The organism is Mycobacterium asiaticum (genome assembly GCF_001668675.1).
Taxonomy (GTDB): domain Bacteria; phylum Actinomycetota; class Actinomycetes; order Mycobacteriales; family Mycobacteriaceae; genus Mycobacterium; species Mycobacterium asiaticum_D.
Map to the genome: position 1 here is coordinate 1 of NZ_LZKQ01000094.1, position 20,398 is coordinate 20,398.

Below are 20,398 nucleotides of genomic sequence, written 5' to 3' on the forward strand. Positions count from 1 at the left end.
AACGCGCACGTGAGCGTGCCACCCAACTCTTCCTTGCTGGCTTGAGCGCCGAGCTCGTTGATCAACCCGTGCTGCGGCACCCGCAACTTCCGGGCGACCCGCTCCAAGCGCTCCAACGCCCGCAACCGCTCCGGCGTCGTGAACACGTCAAAGGACAACCCACACAACCGATCCACCTCGGCATCGAGTCCATCGAAGACCTCCACGATCTCCGCACGCGAACTCGAAACCATAACCATATGCTATGCGGACCCACTGACAACTGTTCTCAGCAGAACCCTGAAATGCAATCAGTTCAACGTCTTTCGCCATCAGAGCGCCGCTTCGATCGCGGCGGCATCAGGTGCGCAGTCACCCGCACCCCGGACCAGCGTCGCCAATGCGCCGCCTGCGCAGGCCCGTTGCAACGCCAAGCGACGTTGCTCAGATGAACCCGGATCACCCGGCCAATTCGCCGCCAGCACACCGGCAAACACGTCACCGGCACCAGTCGTATCGACCGCGGTAACGGCAGGGGCAGGCACCTCAAACTCGCCGTCGACGCCGATGTACCGGGCCCCGCGCGCACCCAGGGTGACCACCAAATGAGGAACTTGCCAGCGCCATTCGGTCGCCTCGTGTTCGTTGGCGACCACCACGTCGGTTACGCCGGCCAGTTCGGCCAGTGCGTCGGCATCCGACCCGGCGGGTGAAGCGGGTGAGGCATTGACCATCACAACCGCCCCAGCCCGCCTCGCCTGCCGAGCTGCCGTCAATGCCGTCGTCACCGGAATCTCCAACTGGGTCAACAACACATCGCACTCCGCGACCACATCCGGCGTCAGCGTCAGGTGCCGATTGGCGCCGGGAGCCACCACGATGGTGTTCTCTGCGCCGGCGTCGACCACGATGACCGCCGTGCCGCTCGGCCCGGGTTGCCGCACGATGCCGTCCAGGCCGACGCCCGCGGACCGCAGATGCGCCAACAATTGGTCAGCGGCGGCGTCCTCACCGACCGCACCGACGAATTGCACCCGCGCGCCCGCTCGTGCCGCGGCCACCGCCTGATTGGCGCCCTTGCCGCCGGGGGCATGCGTCAACGATGACGCCAGCACCGTCTCACCGGGCCTGGGCAGTTTGGCGACGTCCAGGGTCAGGTCGAGGTTCACGCTGCCGACCACGACCACCCGCGTTGACATGTCGTCGAGAGTAGAAGCATTTCCCCAAACTTGGGCACGGTAGGCGACAGCCCGTGATTACCTTGCGGCCATGGACATGTTGATCACGTTCGTCAGCTGGGGCGTGCCGGCTGCCGTCGTGGTGCTCATCGCTGTCAACCTCTACCGGATCAGGAAGCCGAAGTTCGCGGGCCCTCCGCTGGCGGGCATCGCCCACGTCCGTTCGCTGGAGTCGACGGGCACGGTGATCGACAACAGGTACGTCTGCAACATCGGGTTGACTGTCGAACTGCCTGGGCGTGAACCCTACGAAGCCACCGTTCGGCAAGCGGTGCACCCCATTTCGTTGGCTTCGGTGCAGCCGGGCCTTATCGTGCGCGTTCAGGTTGACTCGGCGAACCCGCAGAAGGTCCGAATCGAATCCGGCCCGCCGACGCACCCGACATCGGCAGGCCCACAACCGCCGCCGAGTGCCGCGGCAACCGCGGCGGCATACAACCAGCTCAAGCAACGGCACGGAGGCAGCTCGGGGCGGTGGGCGTCGGCGGCGGAATTGCTCGCCACCGGCCAACGGGTACCCGGGGTGCTGAAGTCCTTCGCGGCCAACGGAAACACGTTGCGAACCTTGGGCAGGGCGGCGACCGCGATGCCAGAACTTCTTGACGCCCCGCAGTATGTGATCGAGATGGAGCTGCGGTTTCCCAACCTGGCACCCGTGGTCGGTCGAAGCGTCCAGTCGGTACCGCCGGAGCACGTACCGCATCTCGCCATCGGCCTCGAACTCCCTTGTGCGGTAGACCCTGCTGATCCTTCGCACCGATTCGTCGTCGACTGGGAGCGCGCCGTGCACTGAGCACCGCAGCGTCACTCTTTGGTGGAAGCCAGGACACAAGACGGCGTCACTTTCTCACCGAAGACCGCTATCCGCCGGGCCGCAAGCTAATCTGCACCGTGACCGGGGACCCGTAGCAGACCGGTAGCAGAAGGAAGCCGATTGACGTCGGGTGAGCCAACAGAGCCAACGCCGGAGAGTGTCAGCGCTCCGGCCAAGAGGCGTTTCCGACCGCGCCTGCCGGGGATTCGCTTCCGGGTCAGCATTCAATCCAAAATCCTGATCGCCCTGCTGCTGTCGAGCATCCTGTCCGTGGCCGTGATTGGCGTCCTGGCCGGCATCTCTGGCCGCAGTGCCTTGCGTGAAGTCGAGTCCGAGCGGCTGATCGAACTGCGCGAGTCCCAGAAGCGGCAGATCGAGGCGCTGTTCACCGAAGTGACGAATTCCCTGGATGTCTACAGCAGCGGATTCAGCGTCGACCAAGCGGTGGTTGCGCTGTCCGCCGGATTCAATCAGTTGGCCAACGCCACCATCAGCGGCCCGCAACAACAGGCAATCGTCAACTACTACGAAAATCGCATGATCAAGCCCATGCAGCGAGTGACCGGCGAAGACATCGATCTCAACGCCGTGCTACCGAAAACCAACGCACAGCGCTACCTCCAAGCCAATTACACGGCCACATCAAAGCCCGACTCGACGCCGACGCTGGACGCCGGCGATGGCAGCGCATGGTCGGCGGCCAATGCGCGCTACGACTTCTACATGCGCGACATCGTCAAGCGTTTCGACTACCAGGACGCGCTGCTGTTCGACATGGACGGCAACGTGGTGTATTCGGTCCGGAAGGGACCGGACCTCGGGACCAACATCCTCACCGGGCCGTACCGCGAGTCGAATCTCCGCGAGGCGTACCAAAAAGCGCTGCGCGCCAACGATATCGAGTTCGTCTGGATCACCGACTTTCAGCCCTACCAGCCGGCGCTGGGCGCGCCGACCGCGTGGGTGGTGTCGCCGGTCGGCATCGATGGCAAGTCCGACGGTGTGATGGCCCTACCGGTACCCATCGCCAAGATCAACCAGATCATGACTGCCAACAAGGACTGGGATGCCGCGGGTATGGGAGCGGCGACCGAGACGTACCTGGCGGGACCCGACAGCTTGATGCGCTCCGATTCAAGACTTTTCCTGCAAGATCCGCAGGAGTACCGGCGCGAGGTGATCGCGGCCGGGACCTCGTCGGAGATCGCCGACCGGGCGATTCGGCTGGGTGGCACAACGTTGGTGCAGCCGATCCACAGTGCCGGACTCAAGGCCGCCCTACGCGGTGAGACCGGGGTGATGGTGGGTACGGATTACACCGGCAACAGGGAACTCGAGGCCTACGCCCCGCTGGACATCCCGAATTCCGATCTGCACTGGGCGATTCTGGCCACTCGGGACGACTCCGACGCATTCGCCAGGCTGGCCAGATTCAGCAAATCGCTTGCGGTGGCGGTCGCGGCCATGATCTTCGCGATCAGCGTGGCTTCCATGCTGATCGCGCAGGCCGCGGTACGCCCCGTACGCCGCCTGGAGGAGGGGACGCAACGGATCAGCTCGGGTGACTACGAGGTCAACATTCCGATCACGTCGCGTGACGAGATCGGCGACCTCACCGGAGCCTTCAACGAGATGAGCCGCAACCTCGCTATCAAGGAAGAGCTTCTCAACGAGCAACGGCGAGAGAACGATCGACTCCTGCTCTCGCTGATGCCCGAGTCGGTGGTGCAGCGATATCGCCAGGGCGACAGCACCATCGCCCAGATGCACCAGGACGTCGCGATCATCTTTGCCGACATCGTCGGAGTCGACGAGATTTCCACCGAGGTCCCCGAACACGAATTGGTCGGAATCGTCGACGATCTCTTCGGCCAGTTCGACTCGGCCGCAGAATCCCTTGGTGTCGAACGGATCCGCACCTTCCACAACGGATATCTGGCCAGCTGCGGCGTCATCACACCACGATTGGACAGCCTGCATCGCAGCATCGAGTTCGCGCTCGAGATGCGGCGGATCATCGACCGATTCAACAATCAGAGTCGCCACCATCTTGGGTTGCGGGTAGGTATCAACACCGGAAACGTCGTCAGCGGACTGGTCGGTCAGTCCGGTCTGGTCTACGACATGTGGGGTACCGCCGTCAGCCTGGCTTACCAAATGCACAGTGGCGCACCGCAACCGGGCATTTACGTGGCAGTCCAGGTGTATGAGGCGATGCGCGATTCTCGCCAGTTCACCCCGGCGGGCACGGTCTCGGTGGGCGGCGCCGAGCAGACGATCTACCGGTTGTCGGAGCGCTGATGAATCCGTTGCATTCCTCCTGGTTCTTTTGGGCCATCGCGGTAGCGGTCGGCTTCCCGGCCGGACTGATCCTGCTCACCGAGCTACACCACACGCTGGTCAGACGGCGCAGCCGACTGGCCCGACAGGTCGGCATGGTGCGCAACTGGCTGCTACCGCTCGGGGCGTTGCTGCTGTTGCTGGTGAAGGCGTCGCAGATCTCGGCGGGCGACGTCCCGGTGCGACTGCTGACCACGGTGTTCGGGTTCCTGGTCCTGGTGCTGCTGCTGTCCGGCCTCAACGCCACGGTGTTCGAAGGCGCTCCCGAAGACAGTTGGCGCAAGCGGGTTCCGGCGATCTTCCTGGATGTCGGCCGCTTCGCGCTGATCGGGCTGGGTCTGGCGGTGATCCTGTCCTACATCTGGGGTGTGCGCGTCGGCGGTGTGTTCACCGCGCTCGGGATCACTTCCGTGGTCATCGGCCTGATGCTGCAGAACTCGGTCGGTCAGATCGTGTCGGGCCTGTTCATGCTCTTCGAGCAGCCCTTCCGGATCAACGATTGGCTGGACACCCAGACCGCGCGGGGACGAGTTGTCGAGGTGAACTGGCGCGCCGTGCACATCCAGACCGGAAGCGGCATGCGCATCATGCCGAATTCCATGCTGGCCACCACCGCCTTCACCAACCTCAGCCGTCCCGCCGGCCCGCACAAGGTCTCGGTCACCACCACGTTCGCCACCTCGGATCCGCCCGACAAGGTGTGCGCGATGCTGTCGTTCGTGGCCAGCGGGTTGCCGCTGATCCAGCCCGGCACGGTACCGACCTCGGTGGCGCTGGGCGGCGGCGAGTACCGCACCACGATCAGGGTCGGTTCGCCGTCGGACGCAGGAGACACCGAGGCGACGTTCCTGCGCTGGATCTGGTACGCCTCGCGCCGGCAGGAACTGCATCTGGACGGCGCGGATGACGACTTCTCGACGTCCGAACGGGTCCGGCACGCATTGCGCACGGTGGTCGCGACCGAGCTCCGCCTCACCCTCGCCGATCAGCAGTTCCTCGCTCCCTACGCCCGCATCGTCAGGTACGGCGCCGACGAGAAGGTGCAGTACGCCGGAGCCATCGCCACGGTGATGACGTTCCTCGTCGCCGGGAGGGTGCGGCTGACCGTCACCGACGAGGACGGTGTCGAAGTGCCCGTGACCACGCTCGACGAGGGTTCGTTCATCGGGATCACCGCGCTGACTCGGCAACGCAACGTGGCCGCCGCCTACGCCCTGGAAGAGGTCACCGCGCTGGAGATCGACCGCGAACACATCGAGCAAATCGTGATGGACAAGCCGCTGCTGCTGCAGGACCTGGGCCGGTTGATCGAGGAGCGGCAGCGCAAGGCCAAGCGGGTGACCCAGCGCCAGCCGGCGGGCTGAACCGGGTCGCCATGATCGTCGGCACCGACATGGCCGGCCTCTACCGGTGGTGGACGACGAAGTCCGGCTGACCCACGCTGAGTGAACAGGCCCGCATGCCGATACCCTGGATCAATGAGTTTGCACGCACCGGCGCTTCCCGATCTGCGCAAAGAGGTGCATGACGCCGCCCGTCGTGCGCGGGTGGCGGCCCGCATCCTGGCTTCCGTGCCGACCGCGGTCAAAGACCGCGCGCTGCACGCCGCCGCCGACGCGATCCTGGCCAACGTCGACCGAATCCTGGCCGCCAACGCCGAGGATCTGAACGCCGCGCGCGACGCCAACACCCCCAACGCGATGCTCGACCGGCTTGCACTGAACCCGCAGCGGGTCGACGGCATCGCCGCGGGGCTTCGGCAGGTCGCCGGGCTGCCCGACCCGGTCGGTCAGGTGCTGCGCGGATCCACCCTGCCGAATGGGTTGCAACTGCGTCAGCAGCGTGTTCCGCTCGGCGTGGTCGGAATGATCTACGAGGGCCGCCCGAACGTGACGGTCGATGCCTTCGGCCTGACGCTGAAATCCGGCAACGCGGCCCTGCTGCGCGGCAGCTCCTCGGCGGCGCGATCCAACGAGGCGCTGGTCAAGGTGCTGCGCGAGACCCTGACCGGTCAGGAACTGCCGGCCGACGCGGTCCAACTGCTCTCATCGTCCGACCGCGCCACGGTCACCCACCTGATCCAGGCTCGCGGCCTGGTCGACGTCGCGATTCCGCGCGGCGGCGCGGGCCTCATCGAGGCGGTGGTGCGAGACGCGCAGATTCCGACCATCGAGACCGGCGTCGGCAACTGCCACGTGTACGTCCACGAATCCGCCGACCTGGATGTCGCCGAACGGATTCTGCTCAACTCCAAGACTCGTCGTCCGAGTGTGTGCAACGCCGCGGAAACCCTGCTGGTCGATGCCGCGATAGCCGACGAGGCGATGCCCCGGCTGCTGGGCGCGCTGCAGGGCGCCGGCGTCGCCGTGCACACCGATGCGGGTGAGGACGACCTGCGCCGCGAGTACTTGGCGATGGACATCGCGGTCGCGGTGGTCGACGGCGTGGACGCCGCGATTGCCCACATCAACGAATACGGCACCGGGCACACCGAAGCCATCGTGACGACGAATCTTGCTGCGGCGCAGCGGTTCACCGAACAGGTCGACGCGGCCGCGGTGATGGTCAACGCTTCCACCGCCTTCACCGACGGCGAGCAGTTCGGGTTCGGCGCCGAGATCGGCATCTCCACCCAGAAACTGCACGCCCGCGGCCCGATGGGGCTGCCGGAATTGACCTCGACCAAATGGATCGTGTGGGGCTCCGGCCAAACCCGTCCGGCCTAAACCAAGGAGACTCAATGAGCGTGCCCGCACGGCCTGTGCCGCTGTTCGCCGATATCGCCGACGTTTCGCGACGGCTCGCCGAGACCGGTTACCTTCCCGACACCGCCACCGCCACCGCGGTTTTCCTGGCCGACCGGCTCGGCAAACCGTTGCTGGTGGAAGGCCCGGCCGGGGTCGGCAAGACCGAACTGGCTCGCGCCGTCGCCCAGGCCACGGGATCGGGCTTGGTCCGGCTGCAGTGCTATGAGGGCGTCGACGAGGCCCGCGCCCTGTACGAGTGGAATCACGCCAAGCAGATCTTGCGCATCCAGGCCGGCTCCGGCGACTGGGAGGCCACCAAGGACGACGTTTTCAGTGAAGAGTTCCTGCTGCAGCGCCCGCTGCTGACCGCGATCCGCCGCACCGAACCGACCGTCCTGCTGATCGACGAGACCGACAAGGCCGACATCGAAATCGAAGGCCTGCTGCTGGAGGTGCTTTCCGACTTCGCCGTGACCGTGCCGGAATTGGGCACTATCACCGCCACCCGCACGCCGTTGGTGGTGCTGACCTCGAACGCCACCCGCGAGCTGTCCGAGGCGCTCAAGCGCCGCTGCCTGTTCCTGCACATCGACTTCCCGACCCCCGAGCTGGAACGGCGCATCCTGTTGTCCCGGGTGCCCGAACTGCCCCAGCACCTCGCCGAGGAATTGGTGCGCATCATCGGGGTGCTGCGCGGCATGCAACTGAAGAAGGTGCCGTCGATCGCCGAGACCATCGACTGGGGACGCACGCTGCTCGCGTTGGGGCTGGACACCATCGACGACGCCGTCGTCGCCGCCACCCTCGGTGTGGTGCTCAAACACCAGTCCGATCAGCAGCGCGCGGCCGGTGAGTTAAGGCTGAACTGATGGCCACCCGGCGCATCCGCCCGTCCCGGCCGCTCGCCCCGCACGGGCTGCCCGGTCATCTGGTCGGTTTCGTGGAAGCCCTTCGCGCCAGCGGCATTTCGGTGGGGCCGTCGGAGACGGTGGACGCCGGCCGGGTGATGGCCACGCTGGGTCTGGGCGACCGCGAGGTGTTGCGGGAAGGCATCGCGTGTGCGGTGCTGCGCCGGCCGGATCACCGGGACACCTACGACGCGATGTTCGACCTGTGGTTCCCCGCGGCCCTGGGCGCCCGCGCGGTGATAACCGAGGACGACGCGGCCGGTGACCCCGACGGCCTGCCGCCCGACGACGTCGAGGCGATGCGGCAGATGCTGCTGGATCTGCTCAACGAAAACCCCGAACTGGCCGACATGGACGAGCGGCTGGTGCGGATGATCGCCCGGATCGTCGAGGCCTACGGGAAATACAACTCCAGCCGCGGTCCGTCCTTCTCCTCGTATCAGGCGCTCAAGGCGATGGCGTTGGATGAGCTGGAGGGCAAACTGCTCGCGGGGCTACTCGCCCCCTACGGTGACGAGCCCTCGCCCAGCCAGGAGCAGATCGCCAAGGCGCTTGCCGCGCAGAAGATCTCACAGCTGCGCAGGATGGTCGACGCGGAGACGAAGCGGCGCACCGCCGAACAGTTGGGTCGCGACCACGTCCAGATGTACGGCATTCCCCAACTCTCGGAGAACGTCGAATTTCTGCGAGCGTCCGGTGACCAGTTGCGGCAGATGCGCCGGGTGGTGGCCCCGCTGGCGCGAACCCTGGCGACTCGGTTGGCCGCCCGGCGTCGTCGGTCCCGCGCGGGGACGATCGACCTGCGCAAGACGCTGCGCAAGTCGATGTCCACCGGTGGGGTGCCGATCGACGTGGTGCTGAAGAAGCCGCGCCCGGCGCGTCCGGAATTGGTGGTGTTGTGCGATGTCTCGGGTTCGGTCGCGGGGTTCAGCCACTTCACCCTGTTGCTGGTACATGCTCTGCGCCAACAGTTTTCGCGGGTGCGGGTGTTCGCGTTCATCGACACCACCGACGAGGTGACCCACATGTTCGGCCCGGAAGCGGACCTGGCCGTGGCGATCCAGCGGATCACCCGGGAGGCCGGCGTATTCGCCCGAGACGGACACTCCGACTACGGCAACGCGTTCGTCTCGTTCGTACAGGCCAACCCCAACGTGCTGTCGCCGCGCAGTTCACTGCTGGTGCTCGGCGACGGGCGCACCAACTATCGCAACCCGGCCGTCGACGTGCTGGCCGACATGGTGACCGCCGCCCGACATGCGCACTGGCTCAACCCCGAGCCCAAACACCTGTGGGGCAGCGGGGATTCGGCGGTGCCGCGCTACGAAGAGGTCATCGCGATGCACGAATGCCGGTCGGCCAAGCAGCTGGCGGCGGTGATCGACCAGCTACTGCCGGTATAAGCGCGCACCGAGCGTCACGCCAGTGTGGCACTCGACGCCCGACGCCACGCCAGCGTGACGCTCGGCGCTGGGGCAAGCGCGTCAGTCAGCGGGTTTTGCAGAACACCAGCCAGCGCATCTCGATCGGGCTGTCGTCGCGTCCCACCGGGAAGATGTCGAGCCCACTGACCCAGTCGGCGTACCAGCTGGTGGGCGGCCAGGCGCCGGGTGGCAGGTGCGCTTTCTCATACTCATACACCGAGTCGTCGCCCACCAGCTCGAGCGGCAACCCGGCAACCGCGGTCGACACTTCCTCTCTGGTGAACATGCTGGTGTACGCCTGCTGACCGAATTCGCGTGCGACGCCGTCGAGTTCGTAGCCGTGGCGGGGTAAAAACGCATTGAATACCAACCGGCCGCCCGAGCCCAGGCATTGCGCGGCGAGTTCGAACAAGCCCCGCAGCTGCTCGGTGGTGCGGAAATCTGACACCACCTCGGAAAGCAGGATCAGTTGATAATCCTGTCGCAGATCGTCTGTCGTCTCGAAGACGTTGCGCGCGATAACTCTCAGGTCCAGCGCATCCCGCTGGGCCTCGGCCCGGATGATCTCGGCGAATTTCGGAGTCATCTCCACCACGTCCACGGGGTGTCCGCGCCGTGCCAGCGGAAGGGCATTGCGCCCGGTGCCCGCACCGATATCGAGCACCGGATGCGTGCTGGGGTCCGCGGCTTCGTTGGCCAGGGCCCAAACCCTCGCGTCGGGTTCGGTGCCGAACAGCGGCGGCTCGCGGGTCGCGACCCAGTTGTCATAGGCCTCGGCCACGCTGAACCAGCGTGCGCTCACTTGATAATGCAAAGTCGGGCCGACCGGGGCGTTGTAGGAGATGACGATGTTGGATCGGTGGGAAATGGAATACGCCTCGGTCAACTGGGTCTGCAGCACGGTACGCAGATGGGCGATTTCCTCGTCGTTGAACTTCCTGCCCACGCCCGCGAAGATGCCACTGCACATCTCGACGTACTCGTCGAGCATGCTCGGGACGGCGGGCAGCGAAATCTCCCCGGTGACCACCGAGCGGGTGTAGAGGCGCCGTGTCATGGCGTCTTTCCACGCTGTTGCCTGATCTACCGAGCCCGACGGCAAATTTTCCACAGATCATCTTCTACACCATCTATTGGGTTGCCGCCGAGCATTGCGTCAGGACGACGGCTGCTCTGAGAATGCTCTGAGCGAGGCACTGCAGCAGCGGCAGCGCAGTGGTGAAAGAGGGGCGATGGCCCGGCCATCGGCGTTCACATCCGACGAAGCGCGGGCGGCCGATTTCGGTGACGACGCCAATCACCTGATCTTCGTCGACCAGCAGGAAGTGGTCGCCGCGAAACTGCGTGCATTCCTCGAGCCGTAATGCCTGATCGCAGCCTCCAGTAAGCTGGCAAACCATGCAAAAGCAGCGTCGGCTGGGAGTGATGGGTGGGACGTTCGATCCCATCCATTACGGCCACCTGGTCGCTGCCAGCGAGGTGGCCGACAAGTTCAAGCTCGACAAAGTTGTTTTCGTGCCCAGCGGCCAACCCTGGCAGAAGGATCGGCACGTCTCGGCCGCCGAGGACCGCTACCTGATGACGGTGATCGCCACCGCCTCCAACCCCCGCTTCTCGGTGAGCCGGGTCGACATCGACCGCGGCGGTCCCACCTACACCAAGGACACGCTGCGCGACCTGCACACCCTCAACCCGGATGCCGAGCTGTACTTCATCACCGGTGCCGACGTGCTGGCCTCCATCCTGTCCTGGCAGGGCTGGGAGGAGCTCTTCGGACTGGCCCGCTTCATCGGTGTCAGCCGTCCGGGCTACGAGCTGCGCAACGACCACATCATCGAGGCGATCGGCGACCTGGACGAGGGCACCTTGACCTTGTACGAAATCCCCGCGCTGGCGATTTCTTCGACCGACTGCCGGCAGCGGGCGCAGGAACGTCGGCCGCTGTGGTACCTGATGCCCGATGGCGTCGTGCAGTACGTCTCCAAGCGACGTCTCTACCGGACTCCCGAGAGGAGCGAAAATCCGGCCGCCCCCAGCCTGGCCGCCGGCAACAGCACATGAGCGCAAACCAGGAAGCGATCGACATGGCCACAGTGGCCGCCACCGCCGCGGCTTCGAAATTGGCCGATGATGTTCTCGTCATCGACGTCTCCGGCCAGCTGGTCATCACCGACTGTTTCGTCATCGCCTCGGCGTCCAACGAACGGCAGGTCAACGCGATCGTCGACGAGGTCGAGGAAAAAATGCGCCAGGCGGGCTACAAGCCGGCCCGTCGCGAGGGAGCCCGCGAGGGCCGTTGGACGCTGCTCGACTACCGCGACATTGTGGTGCACATCCAGCACCAGGACGACCGCAACTTCTACGCGCTGGACCGGCTGTGGAGCGACTGCCCGATAGTTCCGGTGGACCTGGGCGAGCAACCCAAGGCGGCCCCGGAATGACGGTGCGCCGGTTGGTGATGTTGCGCCACGGCCAGACCGACTACAACCTCGGCAGCCGAATGCAGGGCCAGCTCGACACGGACCTGAGTGAGCTGGGCCGAGCCCAGGCCGTCGCGGCGGCCGAGGTGCTGGGCAAACTCCAACCCCTGCTGATCGTGTCGTCGGATCTGCGGCGGGCCTATGACACGGCGATCAAGCTGGGGGAGCGCACCGGGATGCAGGTGCGGGTGGATGCCCGGCTGCGCGAGACGCACCTCGGTGATTGGCAGGGCATGACCCACGTCCAGATCGATGCCGAAGCGCCGGGCGCCCGGCTGGCCTGGCGCGAGGATGCCACCTGGGCACCGCACGGCGGCGAGAGCAGGGTGGACGTGGCCGCCCGCAGTGTGCCGCTGGTGACCGAGCTGGTTGCCGCGGCGCCCGAGTGGGGCGGACCGGGCGAGCCGGAACGGCCGATCGTGCTGGTCGCGCACGGCGGGCTGATCGCGGCGTTGTCCGCCGGCCTGTTGAGGTTGCCGGTGGACAACTGGCCGATCCTGGGCGGCCTGGGCAACGCCAGTTGGGTGCAACTCTCCGGCCATTCCGCGCTGGGCGCGGACTTCGACGCCATCCGCTGGCGCCTGGACGTGTGGAACGCTTCGGCGCAGGTGTCCAACGATGTCCTCTGATCCCGGTCGCGAGACACGTCCCGTACTGCTGATCTTCGCCGACTCGCTGTCCTACTACGGCCCCACCGGCGGTCTGCCAGCCGACGATCCGCGGATCTGGCCGAATATCGTTGCCTCACAATTGGACTGGGATGTCGAGCTGATCGGCCGGATCGGCTGGACCTGTCGCGACGTGTGGTGGGCGGCGACCCAGGACCCCCGGGCCTGGGCGGCGTTGCCCAAGGCCGGCGCGGTGATCTTCGCGACCAGCGGAATGGATTCCCTGCCGTCGGTCTGGCCGACCGCGCTGCGCGAGCTGATCCGTTATGTCCGGCCGCCCTGGCTGCGCCGCTGGGTGCGGGACGGCTACGGTTGGCTGCAGCCACGGTTTTCGCCGATCGCCCGCCCGGCGTTGCCGCCGCATCTGACCGCGGAATACCTCGAACAAACCCGTGCCGCAATCGATTTCAATCGGCCGGGCATCCCGATCGTGGCGTCGCTGCCGTCGGTACACATCGCCGAGACGTACGGCAAGGCACATCAGGGCCGCGCGGGCACCGTCGCGGCGATCACCGCATGGGCTCAGTTCCACAACGTTCCGCTGGTGGATCTCAAAGCCGCTGTCGGCGAAGAGATCATGAGTGGGCGGGGCAACCCCGACGGCATTCACTGGAACTTCGAGGCACACCAAGCGGTTGCGGAGCTGATGCTCAAGGCGCTTGCCGAAGCATTACAGACCGGCGCTGAGGAGCGGCGCGGTTGACAGTTCAGGTGGTCACCGATAGCTCCTCGCGGCTGCCGGCCGAACTGCGGGACCGGTGGGGCATTCGCGAAGTGCCCCTGCACATCTTGTTCGACGACGCCGACCTGCGCGACGGTGTCGATGACATCCCCGAGGACATCCACAAGCGTAATGCGACCACGGCGGCGGCCACCCCGGCCGACTTGAGCGCCGTTTACCAGCGGGCCCTGGCCGATAGTGACGGTGACGGTGTTGTGGCGGTGCATATTTCGTCGGGCCTGTCCGGGACCTACCGCTTGGCGGAACGCGTCGCCGGGGATTTCGGTGGTGCGGTACGGGTCGTCGATTCCAAGTCGACGGCGATGGGCACCGGTTTCGCGGTGCTGACTGCCGCCGAGGCGGCCTCGGCCGGAGGAGACCTGGACGCCGTCACCAAGGTCGCGACCGCCGCCGTCGACCGCACGCACGCGTACATGATCGTGCACCGATTGGACAACCTGCGGCGCAGCGGGCGGATCGGCGGGGCCAAGGCCTGGCTGGGTACCGCACTTGCCCTCAAACCGTTGCTGCATATCGAGGACGGCAAACTCGTTCTGGCGCAACGGATAAGAACCGCCAAGGGAGCTGTCGCCGCGCTGATCGAGCAGATCTGTGCGGTGGTGGGGGAGCGCTCCGCGGCGCTGGCCGTCCACCATGTCGGTAACCCCGACGGCGCACAGGAGTTGGCGGCGGAACTGGCCGAACGGCTGCCGGGCTGTGATCCCGCGATCGTGACGCCGCTGGGTCCGGTGCTGGCGGTGCACGTCGGTGCCGGAGCGCTGGCGGTGTGCCTGCAGCTAGCCGAATGACTTTGATGCTCAGATCTGGCGGTCGAAGATCGTCGTACCGACCGCGTCGTTGTTCCAGATGTAGATGGGCAGTTGGGAGAAGGGGTAGGACCCGGTGTTGAAGACGTAGAAGTTGTCGGCCGTTGCCGATGCGACTACGAACGGGGTGTGGTTCGCGGTGACTGTCTGGGTGTAGAGCGGCACGCCGTTGATCGTGGAGACGGTGATGACTGTTCCGGCCGGCAGGTGGTTACCGATCGCCAGGCCAGGCACCAATGATTGCGGGATGGCTCCCAGCTCGCCACCGGAATCGATGAAAGCGCCTACGGTTTGCGGCAATTCGTTGTTGATCTGCACTTGGACAACGGTTCTGGGGGCACCATCCATCTCGACGAGGGGGGGCAGTGGATTGGGTCCGAACTCCAGCATGCCGCGAGGAAGGTTGATCAACACGCCCTGATTCATGTTGCCCGGCAATGCGGCGTTCACCGGGCTGCTGAACGGAAAGTCGTTGTTGGGTCCCACGCCCAGGTAGGCGGGCAGCAACGAAACGTCTATCGGGTTGCCCGGGTTGTTCAGGTATGCCGAGGTGGCGACCCCGACAGTGGTTGGTGCCGTGACGATTCCATTACCGAAATCCACGGTCGTGACATAGGTCTGGTAGTTGACGAAGAGGGCACCGCCGTAACTCACACTTCCCGTTCCGGTGGGCACACCGAGGTTCGCCAGGTTGACGTACTGCGGCGGCACCACCAGGCCGCTGGCGCCGGAGTCGACGGTGACGGGCGCACTCGGACCACCACCGACCGAGATGTTCAGAATCGGGCTGCCGTACTGGCCGGGGTGAATCAACGTTTGGTTCGGCCCCAGGGCGGTGCTGATCCCCGCGGTCCCGGGTAGTCCCAACAGGCCGCCGCGACCGCCCGCACCGCCGACGCCACCGGGGCCGCTGGCCCCGCCGGTACCGCCGATGCCGATCAGACCCGCGGACCCGCCGGCGCCACCCGGCATGCCGCCGTAGAGATTGCCGCCGCCCGTGCCGCCGTTACCCAGCAACACTCCGCCCGCGCCGCCGGTGCCTCCGGCTATGCCGTAGCGAACGCTGACACCGCCGGTGCCACCGTTGCCGAACAACCAGCCGCCGGCCCCGCCGGGGGTTCCCACGCCCTCGGCCGTTGTGTATCCGTTGGCGCCGTCGCCGAACAGCGGTCGTCCGGTGAGCTGCAGGACGGGTTCGTTGACGAGGCGGGATGCGCCCGCGGCGAGCTGCTGCGCGACGGCGATTTCGGCGTTCGCATAGAGTTGTGCGGTCTCCAGCAGTCGGAGCACAACCTGCTCGTAGGACGTAGCGAATTGCCCGGCCGCCGCCTGATACTGCCGGCCGTGCTCGGTGAAGAGCGCCGCCAGCTCGGCCGAGATCTCGTCGGCGCTGGCGGCCACCAGGCCGGTGGTGGGCACGACTGCCGCCGCGTTCGCCGAGTGCAGCGACGAGCCTATGCTCTCTAAAACTGTTGTCGCCGAGATGAATTGGCTAGGAGACACCAACAATTGCGACACGGCCGGCCCCTCCTTCGTCGATTCCTCACAGAGCGTACTGCGCGGCGGACGCTCCTCGGCGGAGAATTGCGCAGCTTGGTCGGTGTGGGGGCAGGTCTATCGCTGTGCCAAAAGCGGAGCGCTCACCGTTCGTCAGGCTTTGACCAGGGCATTGTCACCCCGCGGATGGACCACCTTCGGCCACCAGAACCAGCGGCCCAGCAGCGTCGCGATGGACGGCATCAGCAATGTGCGCACGATCAGCGTGTCCAGCAGCAGTCCGATGCAGACCGTGGACCCGAACTGGCCCAGCACCCGAAGATCGCTGCCCAGCATCGACGCCATGGTGAACGCGAACACCAGACCCGCGGCCGTCACCACCCCACCGGTGCCGGCCATCGATCGGATGATCCCGGTCTTGAGACCGGCGTGGATTTCCTCCTTGAACCGCGACACCAGCAGCAGGTTGTAGTCCGACCCGACGGCCAACAGGATGATCACCGACAACGCCATGACGATCCAGTGGATCCGGATGCCGAACAGGTCCTGCCAAATCAGCACCGACAACCCGAACGACGCCGCGATCGAACTCGCGGCGGTGCCGACGATGACCAGCGCCGCGACCACGCTTCGGGTCAGCAACAGCATGATCATGAAGATCAGCGTCAACGCCGAGACCACCGCGATCATCAGGTCGTACTTGGCGCCGTCGTGCATGTCCTTGAAGGTCGCGGCGGTGCCGCCGAGATACACCTTGGCATCGGACAGCGACGACTGCTTCAAAGCTTCCTGGGCGGCCGAACGTTCGGCGTCGACACGCGAAATGCCTTCCGGTGTCATCGGATCGCCCTGGTGGGTCACGAAAAACCGCGCCGACTTGCCGTCCGGTGAGAGGAACATCCGCAGACCCGTCTGGAAGTCGGGGTTGTCGAACGCCTCGGGTGGCAGATAGAAGAAGTCGTCATTCTTGGAGGCGTCGAAGCTCTGCCCCATGACGACGGCCGTATTGCTCATCGCCTCCATCTGATTGAGCATCGCCGAAAAGGTCGACTGCATCGTCAGCGTCAGCGCTTTGGTCGTCTTCATCGTCTCGATCATCGGCGGGATCAGCACCAGCATGTGGTGTGTCGCCTCCGCGGTGCGCGCGATGTCCTTGGTCAATATGTCGAATTGACCGGCGAGCTGGTCGAACCCATCCAGCGAGTCGAACAGCGAACGCAGCGACCAGCAGATGGGGATGTCGAAACAGTGCTTCTCCCAATAGAAGTAGCTGCGTATCGGGCGCCAGAAGTCGTCGAAATCGGCGATGTGGTCCCGCAGTCTATTGGTGATGTCAGCGGTTTCGGCCGTGGTCCGGGCGCTGTCGTCGGCGGCTTCGGAAAGCTCGGTGGTGACCTTGTACATCTGCTGCATGGTCTCGATCATGAACTGCATCTGGTCGGCCATCTTGGTGATGTCGTTCATCCGGTCCCGCAGGAACGACAGGTTCTGCATCGTCGTCTGGCTCTGCATGCTGTTCTGAAAAGGTATGGAACTGTGTTGGATTGGGATGCCAAGCGGTCGGGTGATGTCCTGGACCATCGCAATGCCGACGGTGCGCATCACGTTCTTGGCAACCCGGTCCAGCACCAGCATGTCCGCCGGATTGCGCATGTCATGGTCGGACTCGATCATCAACATGTCGGGGTTCATCCGGGCCTGGGAGAAATGCCGGTCGGCGGCGGCCTGGCCGATGTTGGACGGCGCGGAGGTGGGTAGGTAGTACCGGTCGTTGTAGCTGGTCTTGAAGCCCGGCAGCGCCACCATGCCGATCAGCACGATCGCGCCGCTGACCGCCAGAATCGGTGCGGGCCAACGCACCACCGCGGTGCCGACCCGCCGCCACATTCGACCCTGCCGGGCGGCCCGCTTGGATTCGAACAGGTGCATCTTGCTGCCCACGAACACCACCGCGGGACCCAGTGTGACACCGGCCAGGACGACGACCAGCATCCCGATCGCCACCGGGGCGCCCATCGTGTTGAACCACGGCAGCCGGGAGAAACTCAGGCAGTAGGTCGCACCGGCAATCGTCAGACCCGACCCCAGCACCACCGGGGCCACACCGCGAAATGTCGTGTAATAAGCGGTTTCCCGATCTTCACCGGCGCGCAGCGCCTCCTGATAGCGCCCGACGAGGAAGATCCCGTAGTCGGTTCCCGCGGCTATCGCCAACATGGTGAGGATGTTGGCGGCGAAGGTGGTCAGGCCGAACACGTTGTGGTAACCCAGGACCGCGACGAATCCGCGGGATGCCGCCAGCGCGACGAAGGTCATGAACAGCTGGACCAGCGTGGTGACGATGGACCGGTAGACCAGCAGCAGCATGATCGCGATCGCGCCCAAAGTGAACAGGGTGATCTTGGCCAGGCTGGCGTTGCCGATGATGTGCATGTCGTCGCTGAGTGCGGCCGGCCCCGTCACGTAGGCCTTGACCCCGGGCGGCGGTGGGGTACGGTCCAGCACCTCGCGAACCGCGTCGACCGATTCGTTCGCCAGCGTCGTACCCTGGTCGCCGGCCAGGTTGAGCATCACATAGGCGCCCTTGGCGTCGGCGCTCTGCGCGCCCGCCGCGGTCAACCGGTCACCCCAGAAATCCTGGATGTGCTGAATGTGCTTGTGATCGCGCTGCAGTTGGTGGATGAGGTTGTCGTAGAACCGATGCGCCGCGTCGCCCAGCGGCTGCTGGCCCTCCAGCACGATCATCACCGTGCTGTCCGAGTCGAATTCCTTGAAATTGTGGCCGAGCCGCATCATCGCGACCATCGAGGGCGCGTCCGGCGGGGTCATCGGAGCCGAATGTTCTTCGCTGACCTTCTCCAGCGTCGGAACAACGATATTGACGAGAACGGTCAGCGCCACCCAGGCCACGATGATCGGCACCGCGAAGATCCGGATGGTGTGCGGAATGACCGGGCGGTGCGGTCGCGGCTCTTTCGGGGCGGACTCCACTTTGATCGGCGCGGTGTCGCCGGCTCCGACGCGCGTCGTGCTGTCGAGGTCGCTCATGCCGACTTCACCAGGCAGAAGGTCTGCGGATTGACCCCGTCGGACTTCTGCTCCTCGCGGACCACGCCGTCGACGGTGATGCGGCAGCCGATCCGGCCGCCATCGCTTTGGGCCATGATGTTGGCGCTCACCGAAGGCAGCGTTGTGGAGAGTGTGAACGACCAGGGCAGCGCGGCGGCGTCGACCTGATGCGTGTTGGCGTCGGCGTCCCAATAGTTGATGTTGGCCGTGGCTCCGGGCGTACCGAAGATTTCATAGAGCACAACTTTCGGGTTGAACTGCACGATCTCGATTCCTGCGCCGGCGTTGGCGTTGAGGTCCTCCGAGCCGAAGATGCGGTGCAGTCGCGAGACGACCAGCGCCGAAACGGCCAGAACGACCACGAGGACCAGCGGTATCCATGCTTTCCTCAGCGCTCGGGTAACGGAGCCTGAAAGTGAACCAGTCCTCATCACCACCGCCTTCTGCCGTCCGATCCTGGGGTTGCAACACCACATCGGGCAGCAGGCTTCCCCGGCCCGATAAAAATATTTGCTCGGCTAAGTATCGTAAACCCGTAGTGGACGCGCGCGTTCCTCGGGTGCGCCCTGGTGTGCCGAACGACACAGGCTAGCGCGCGACCCGTCCCGTCACCGGCGGCAGGTCTGCAAGCGTCACAATGCCCGGTTTCGCGGCCACCACTGCCGGCACGGCATTGGTGACCGGCAGCGCGGTGTAGATCATGCCCAGCCCCATGAAGCCGGGCTCCGTCCAGTCCTTGGGCGGCAGGCAGTGCAGCACCGTGCGCATGTTGGGCAGCCCGAACACCTGGATGACGTGACCGTGCTCGAGGGGCTTGGGCGGAGTCACGTGATCGCCCATGATCCAGTTGAAGCCGACGCTGACGACGTTGCGCTCGCCCTCCCAGCCGCGGTGGTAACCGTGGACGCCGGCGACGGTTCCCGCCGGAATCTTCATGAAACCCAGGTCGGTGTCGCCGGTGGCGGCGGTGAAGGTGACATCGAACGTCATCCGGTCCAGATGTGCCCCGATCGCGTCGGCCATCATCGCGGCCGATTCGGCGAACACCTCGCTTTCGCGGCGCACACTCTCGGCCAGGCCGGGGGTGTCGGGATCCTGGGAGAAGCCCATGGCTCGCTGAGTTCCGGCCGATTCATACGTCGAGCAGTCCACCGATTCGGTGATGCGGATCTCGTCGACCCGCTCGCAGGACCCGCTGAGCACCATGCCAACCATGTTCGTCATGCCCGGATGCGCGCCGCTGCCGAAGATCGACGAGCCGCCCTGCCGGCAGGCCGCCTCGATGCGCTCACGGTCCCGGGGTGTCTGCTTGCCGCCGGTGATCCACGCCGCGCTGGTGCACACGTTGACTCCCGACTCCAGCAGCCGCACGAGCTCATCGATGTTGGGCCACAACGGGTTATAACAGCACGCGTCGGCGCCCAGCGCGATCAGCGCATCGATGTCATTGGTGGCGCGCACACCGGTCGGTTCGGGCCAGCCCGCGAGGTCGGCGGCGTCCACCCCGACCTTGCCCGGCCCGTGCGCGAAAACCCCGACCAGCTCCATGTCGGGCCGGCCGATGATGGCGTGCAAGGAGCGCCGCCCGATGTTCCCGGTGGTCCACTGGATGACGCGTAGCGGGCGGTCTGTGTGTGCTGTGCTCATCAGGCTCCTTTGCGCCGGGTCTGCGCCACGTGGCTGGGA

At 65.6% G+C, this 20,398-nt stretch carries 18 protein-coding genes and 1 pseudogene; 12 read left to right on the forward strand and 7 right to left on the reverse strand.

Annotated elements, in window-relative coordinates:
• Together A9X01_RS08200 and A9X01_RS08205 are read right to left on the reverse strand one after the other, a co-directional pair.
• Positions 1-233 (reverse strand): annotated as a pseudogene (locus tag A9X01_RS08200) (hypothetical protein); the annotation flags it as partial.
• Positions 234-311: 78 nt separating this feature from the next.
• On the reverse strand, positions 312-1,178 hold the full coding sequence (locus A9X01_RS08205) for a ribokinase (RefSeq protein ID WP_065120263.1): 867 nt from the start codon (positions 1,176-1,178) through the stop codon (positions 312-314).
• 70 nt (positions 1,179-1,248) lie between these two features.
• On the opposite strand from A9X01_RS08205, the gene A9X01_RS08210 reads away from it, so the two are divergent.
• From A9X01_RS08210 to A9X01_RS08235, 6 genes are all read left to right on the forward strand, one after another.
• Complete coding sequence (locus A9X01_RS08210; RefSeq protein WP_065120264.1) at positions 1,249-2,010, forward strand: hypothetical protein; 762 nt, start codon at positions 1,249-1,251, stop codon at positions 2,008-2,010.
• A gap of 141 nt (positions 2,011-2,151) precedes the next feature.
• A complete protein-coding gene (locus tag A9X01_RS08215) occupies positions 2,152-4,332 on the forward strand; it encodes an adenylate/guanylate cyclase domain-containing protein (RefSeq protein ID WP_065120265.1) in 2,181 nt (726 codons plus the stop codon).
• A complete protein-coding gene (locus A9X01_RS08220) occupies positions 4,332-5,735 on the forward strand; it encodes a mechanosensitive ion channel domain-containing protein (RefSeq protein ID WP_065120266.1) in 1,404 nt (467 codons plus the stop codon). Before A9X01_RS08215 ends, A9X01_RS08220 begins: the two co-directional genes overlap by 1 nt.
• A 114-nt stretch (positions 5,736-5,849) precedes the next feature.
• Complete coding sequence (locus A9X01_RS08225) at positions 5,850-7,097, forward strand: glutamate-5-semialdehyde dehydrogenase (RefSeq protein WP_065120267.1); 1,248 nt, start codon at positions 5,850-5,852, stop codon at positions 7,095-7,097.
• A gap of 14 nt (positions 7,098-7,111) precedes the next feature.
• Positions 7,112-7,987, forward strand: coding sequence for an AAA family ATPase (locus A9X01_RS08230; RefSeq protein ID WP_036358503.1), 876 nt, complete (start codon positions 7,112-7,114; stop codon positions 7,985-7,987).
• Positions 7,987-9,429 (forward strand): vWA domain-containing protein, encoded by a 1,443-nt coding sequence (locus tag A9X01_RS08235; protein ID WP_065120268.1) that lies wholly within the window; start codon positions 7,987-7,989, stop codon positions 9,427-9,429. Before A9X01_RS08230 ends, A9X01_RS08235 begins: the two co-directional genes overlap by 1 nt.
• A gap of 85 nt (positions 9,430-9,514) precedes the next feature.
• Here A9X01_RS08235 and A9X01_RS08240 read toward each other — a convergent pair whose 3' ends face one another.
• Positions 9,515-10,561, reverse strand: coding sequence for a class I SAM-dependent methyltransferase (locus tag A9X01_RS08240; RefSeq protein ID WP_065120269.1), 1,047 nt, complete (start codon positions 10,559-10,561; stop codon positions 9,515-9,517).
• Positions 10,562-10,682: 121 nt separating this feature from the next.
• Between A9X01_RS08240 and A9X01_RS31810 the strand changes: the two genes are divergently transcribed.
• From A9X01_RS31810 to A9X01_RS08265, 6 genes are read left to right on the forward strand one after another with little or no spacing between them, the layout of a single operon-like run.
• The gene (locus tag A9X01_RS31810) at positions 10,683-10,814 is read left to right on the forward strand and encodes a hypothetical protein (protein ID WP_301336925.1); all 132 of its coding nucleotides are present in this window, start codon (positions 10,683-10,685) and stop codon (positions 10,812-10,814) included.
• A gap of 34 nt (positions 10,815-10,848) precedes the next feature.
• Positions 10,849-11,511, forward strand: a complete 663-nt coding sequence (gene nadD, locus A9X01_RS08245; protein WP_081282268.1) for a nicotinate-nucleotide adenylyltransferase — start codon at positions 10,849-10,851, stop codon at positions 11,509-11,511.
• A complete protein-coding gene (rsfS, locus tag A9X01_RS08250) occupies positions 11,508-11,891 on the forward strand; it encodes a ribosome silencing factor (RefSeq protein ID WP_065120270.1) in 384 nt (127 codons plus the stop codon). Before nadD ends, rsfS begins: the two co-directional genes overlap by 4 nt.
• On the forward strand, positions 11,888-12,559 hold the full coding sequence (gene gpgP, locus A9X01_RS08255; RefSeq protein WP_065120271.1) for a glucosyl-3-phosphoglycerate phosphatase: 672 nt from the start codon (positions 11,888-11,890) through the stop codon (positions 12,557-12,559). The genes rsfS and gpgP overlap by 4 nt, the downstream gene beginning before the upstream one ends.
• Entirely contained in the window at positions 12,549-13,301 is a 753-nt protein-coding gene (gene octT / locus A9X01_RS08260; RefSeq protein WP_065120272.1) for a diglucosylglycerate octanoyltransferase, read from the forward strand. Before gpgP ends, octT begins: the two co-directional genes overlap by 11 nt.
• Positions 13,298-14,128, forward strand: a complete 831-nt coding sequence (locus tag A9X01_RS08265) for a DegV family protein (RefSeq protein WP_065120273.1) — start codon at positions 13,298-13,300, stop codon at positions 14,126-14,128. The genes octT and A9X01_RS08265 overlap by 4 nt, the downstream gene beginning before the upstream one ends.
• A 9-nt stretch (positions 14,129-14,137) precedes the next feature.
• Here the strand turns inward: A9X01_RS08265 and A9X01_RS08270 are convergent, their stop codons facing one another.
• The 4 genes from A9X01_RS08270 to A9X01_RS08285 all read right to left on the reverse strand — a co-directional run bounded on the left by A9X01_RS08270 (position 14,138) and on the right by A9X01_RS08285 (position 20,359).
• On the reverse strand, positions 14,138-15,664 hold the full coding sequence (locus A9X01_RS08270; protein WP_065120274.1) for a PecA family PE domain-processing aspartic protease: 1,527 nt from the start codon (positions 15,662-15,664) through the stop codon (positions 14,138-14,140).
• A gap of 132 nt (positions 15,665-15,796) precedes the next feature.
• Positions 15,797-18,691: an MMPL/RND family transporter gene (locus tag A9X01_RS08275; RefSeq protein WP_065120275.1), complete on the reverse strand. Its 2,895-nt coding sequence runs from the start codon at positions 18,689-18,691 to the stop codon at positions 15,797-15,799.
• Entirely contained in the window at positions 18,688-19,143 is a 456-nt protein-coding gene (locus A9X01_RS08280) for an MmpS family transport accessory protein (protein WP_065120296.1), read from the reverse strand. Before A9X01_RS08280 ends, A9X01_RS08275 begins: the two co-directional genes overlap by 4 nt.
• A gap of 157 nt (positions 19,144-19,300) precedes the next feature.
• Positions 19,301-20,359, reverse strand: a complete 1,059-nt coding sequence (locus tag A9X01_RS08285; RefSeq protein WP_065120276.1) for an NAD(P)H-dependent amine dehydrogenase family protein — start codon at positions 20,357-20,359, stop codon at positions 19,301-19,303.
• Positions 20,360-20,398: the final 39 nt, after the last annotated feature.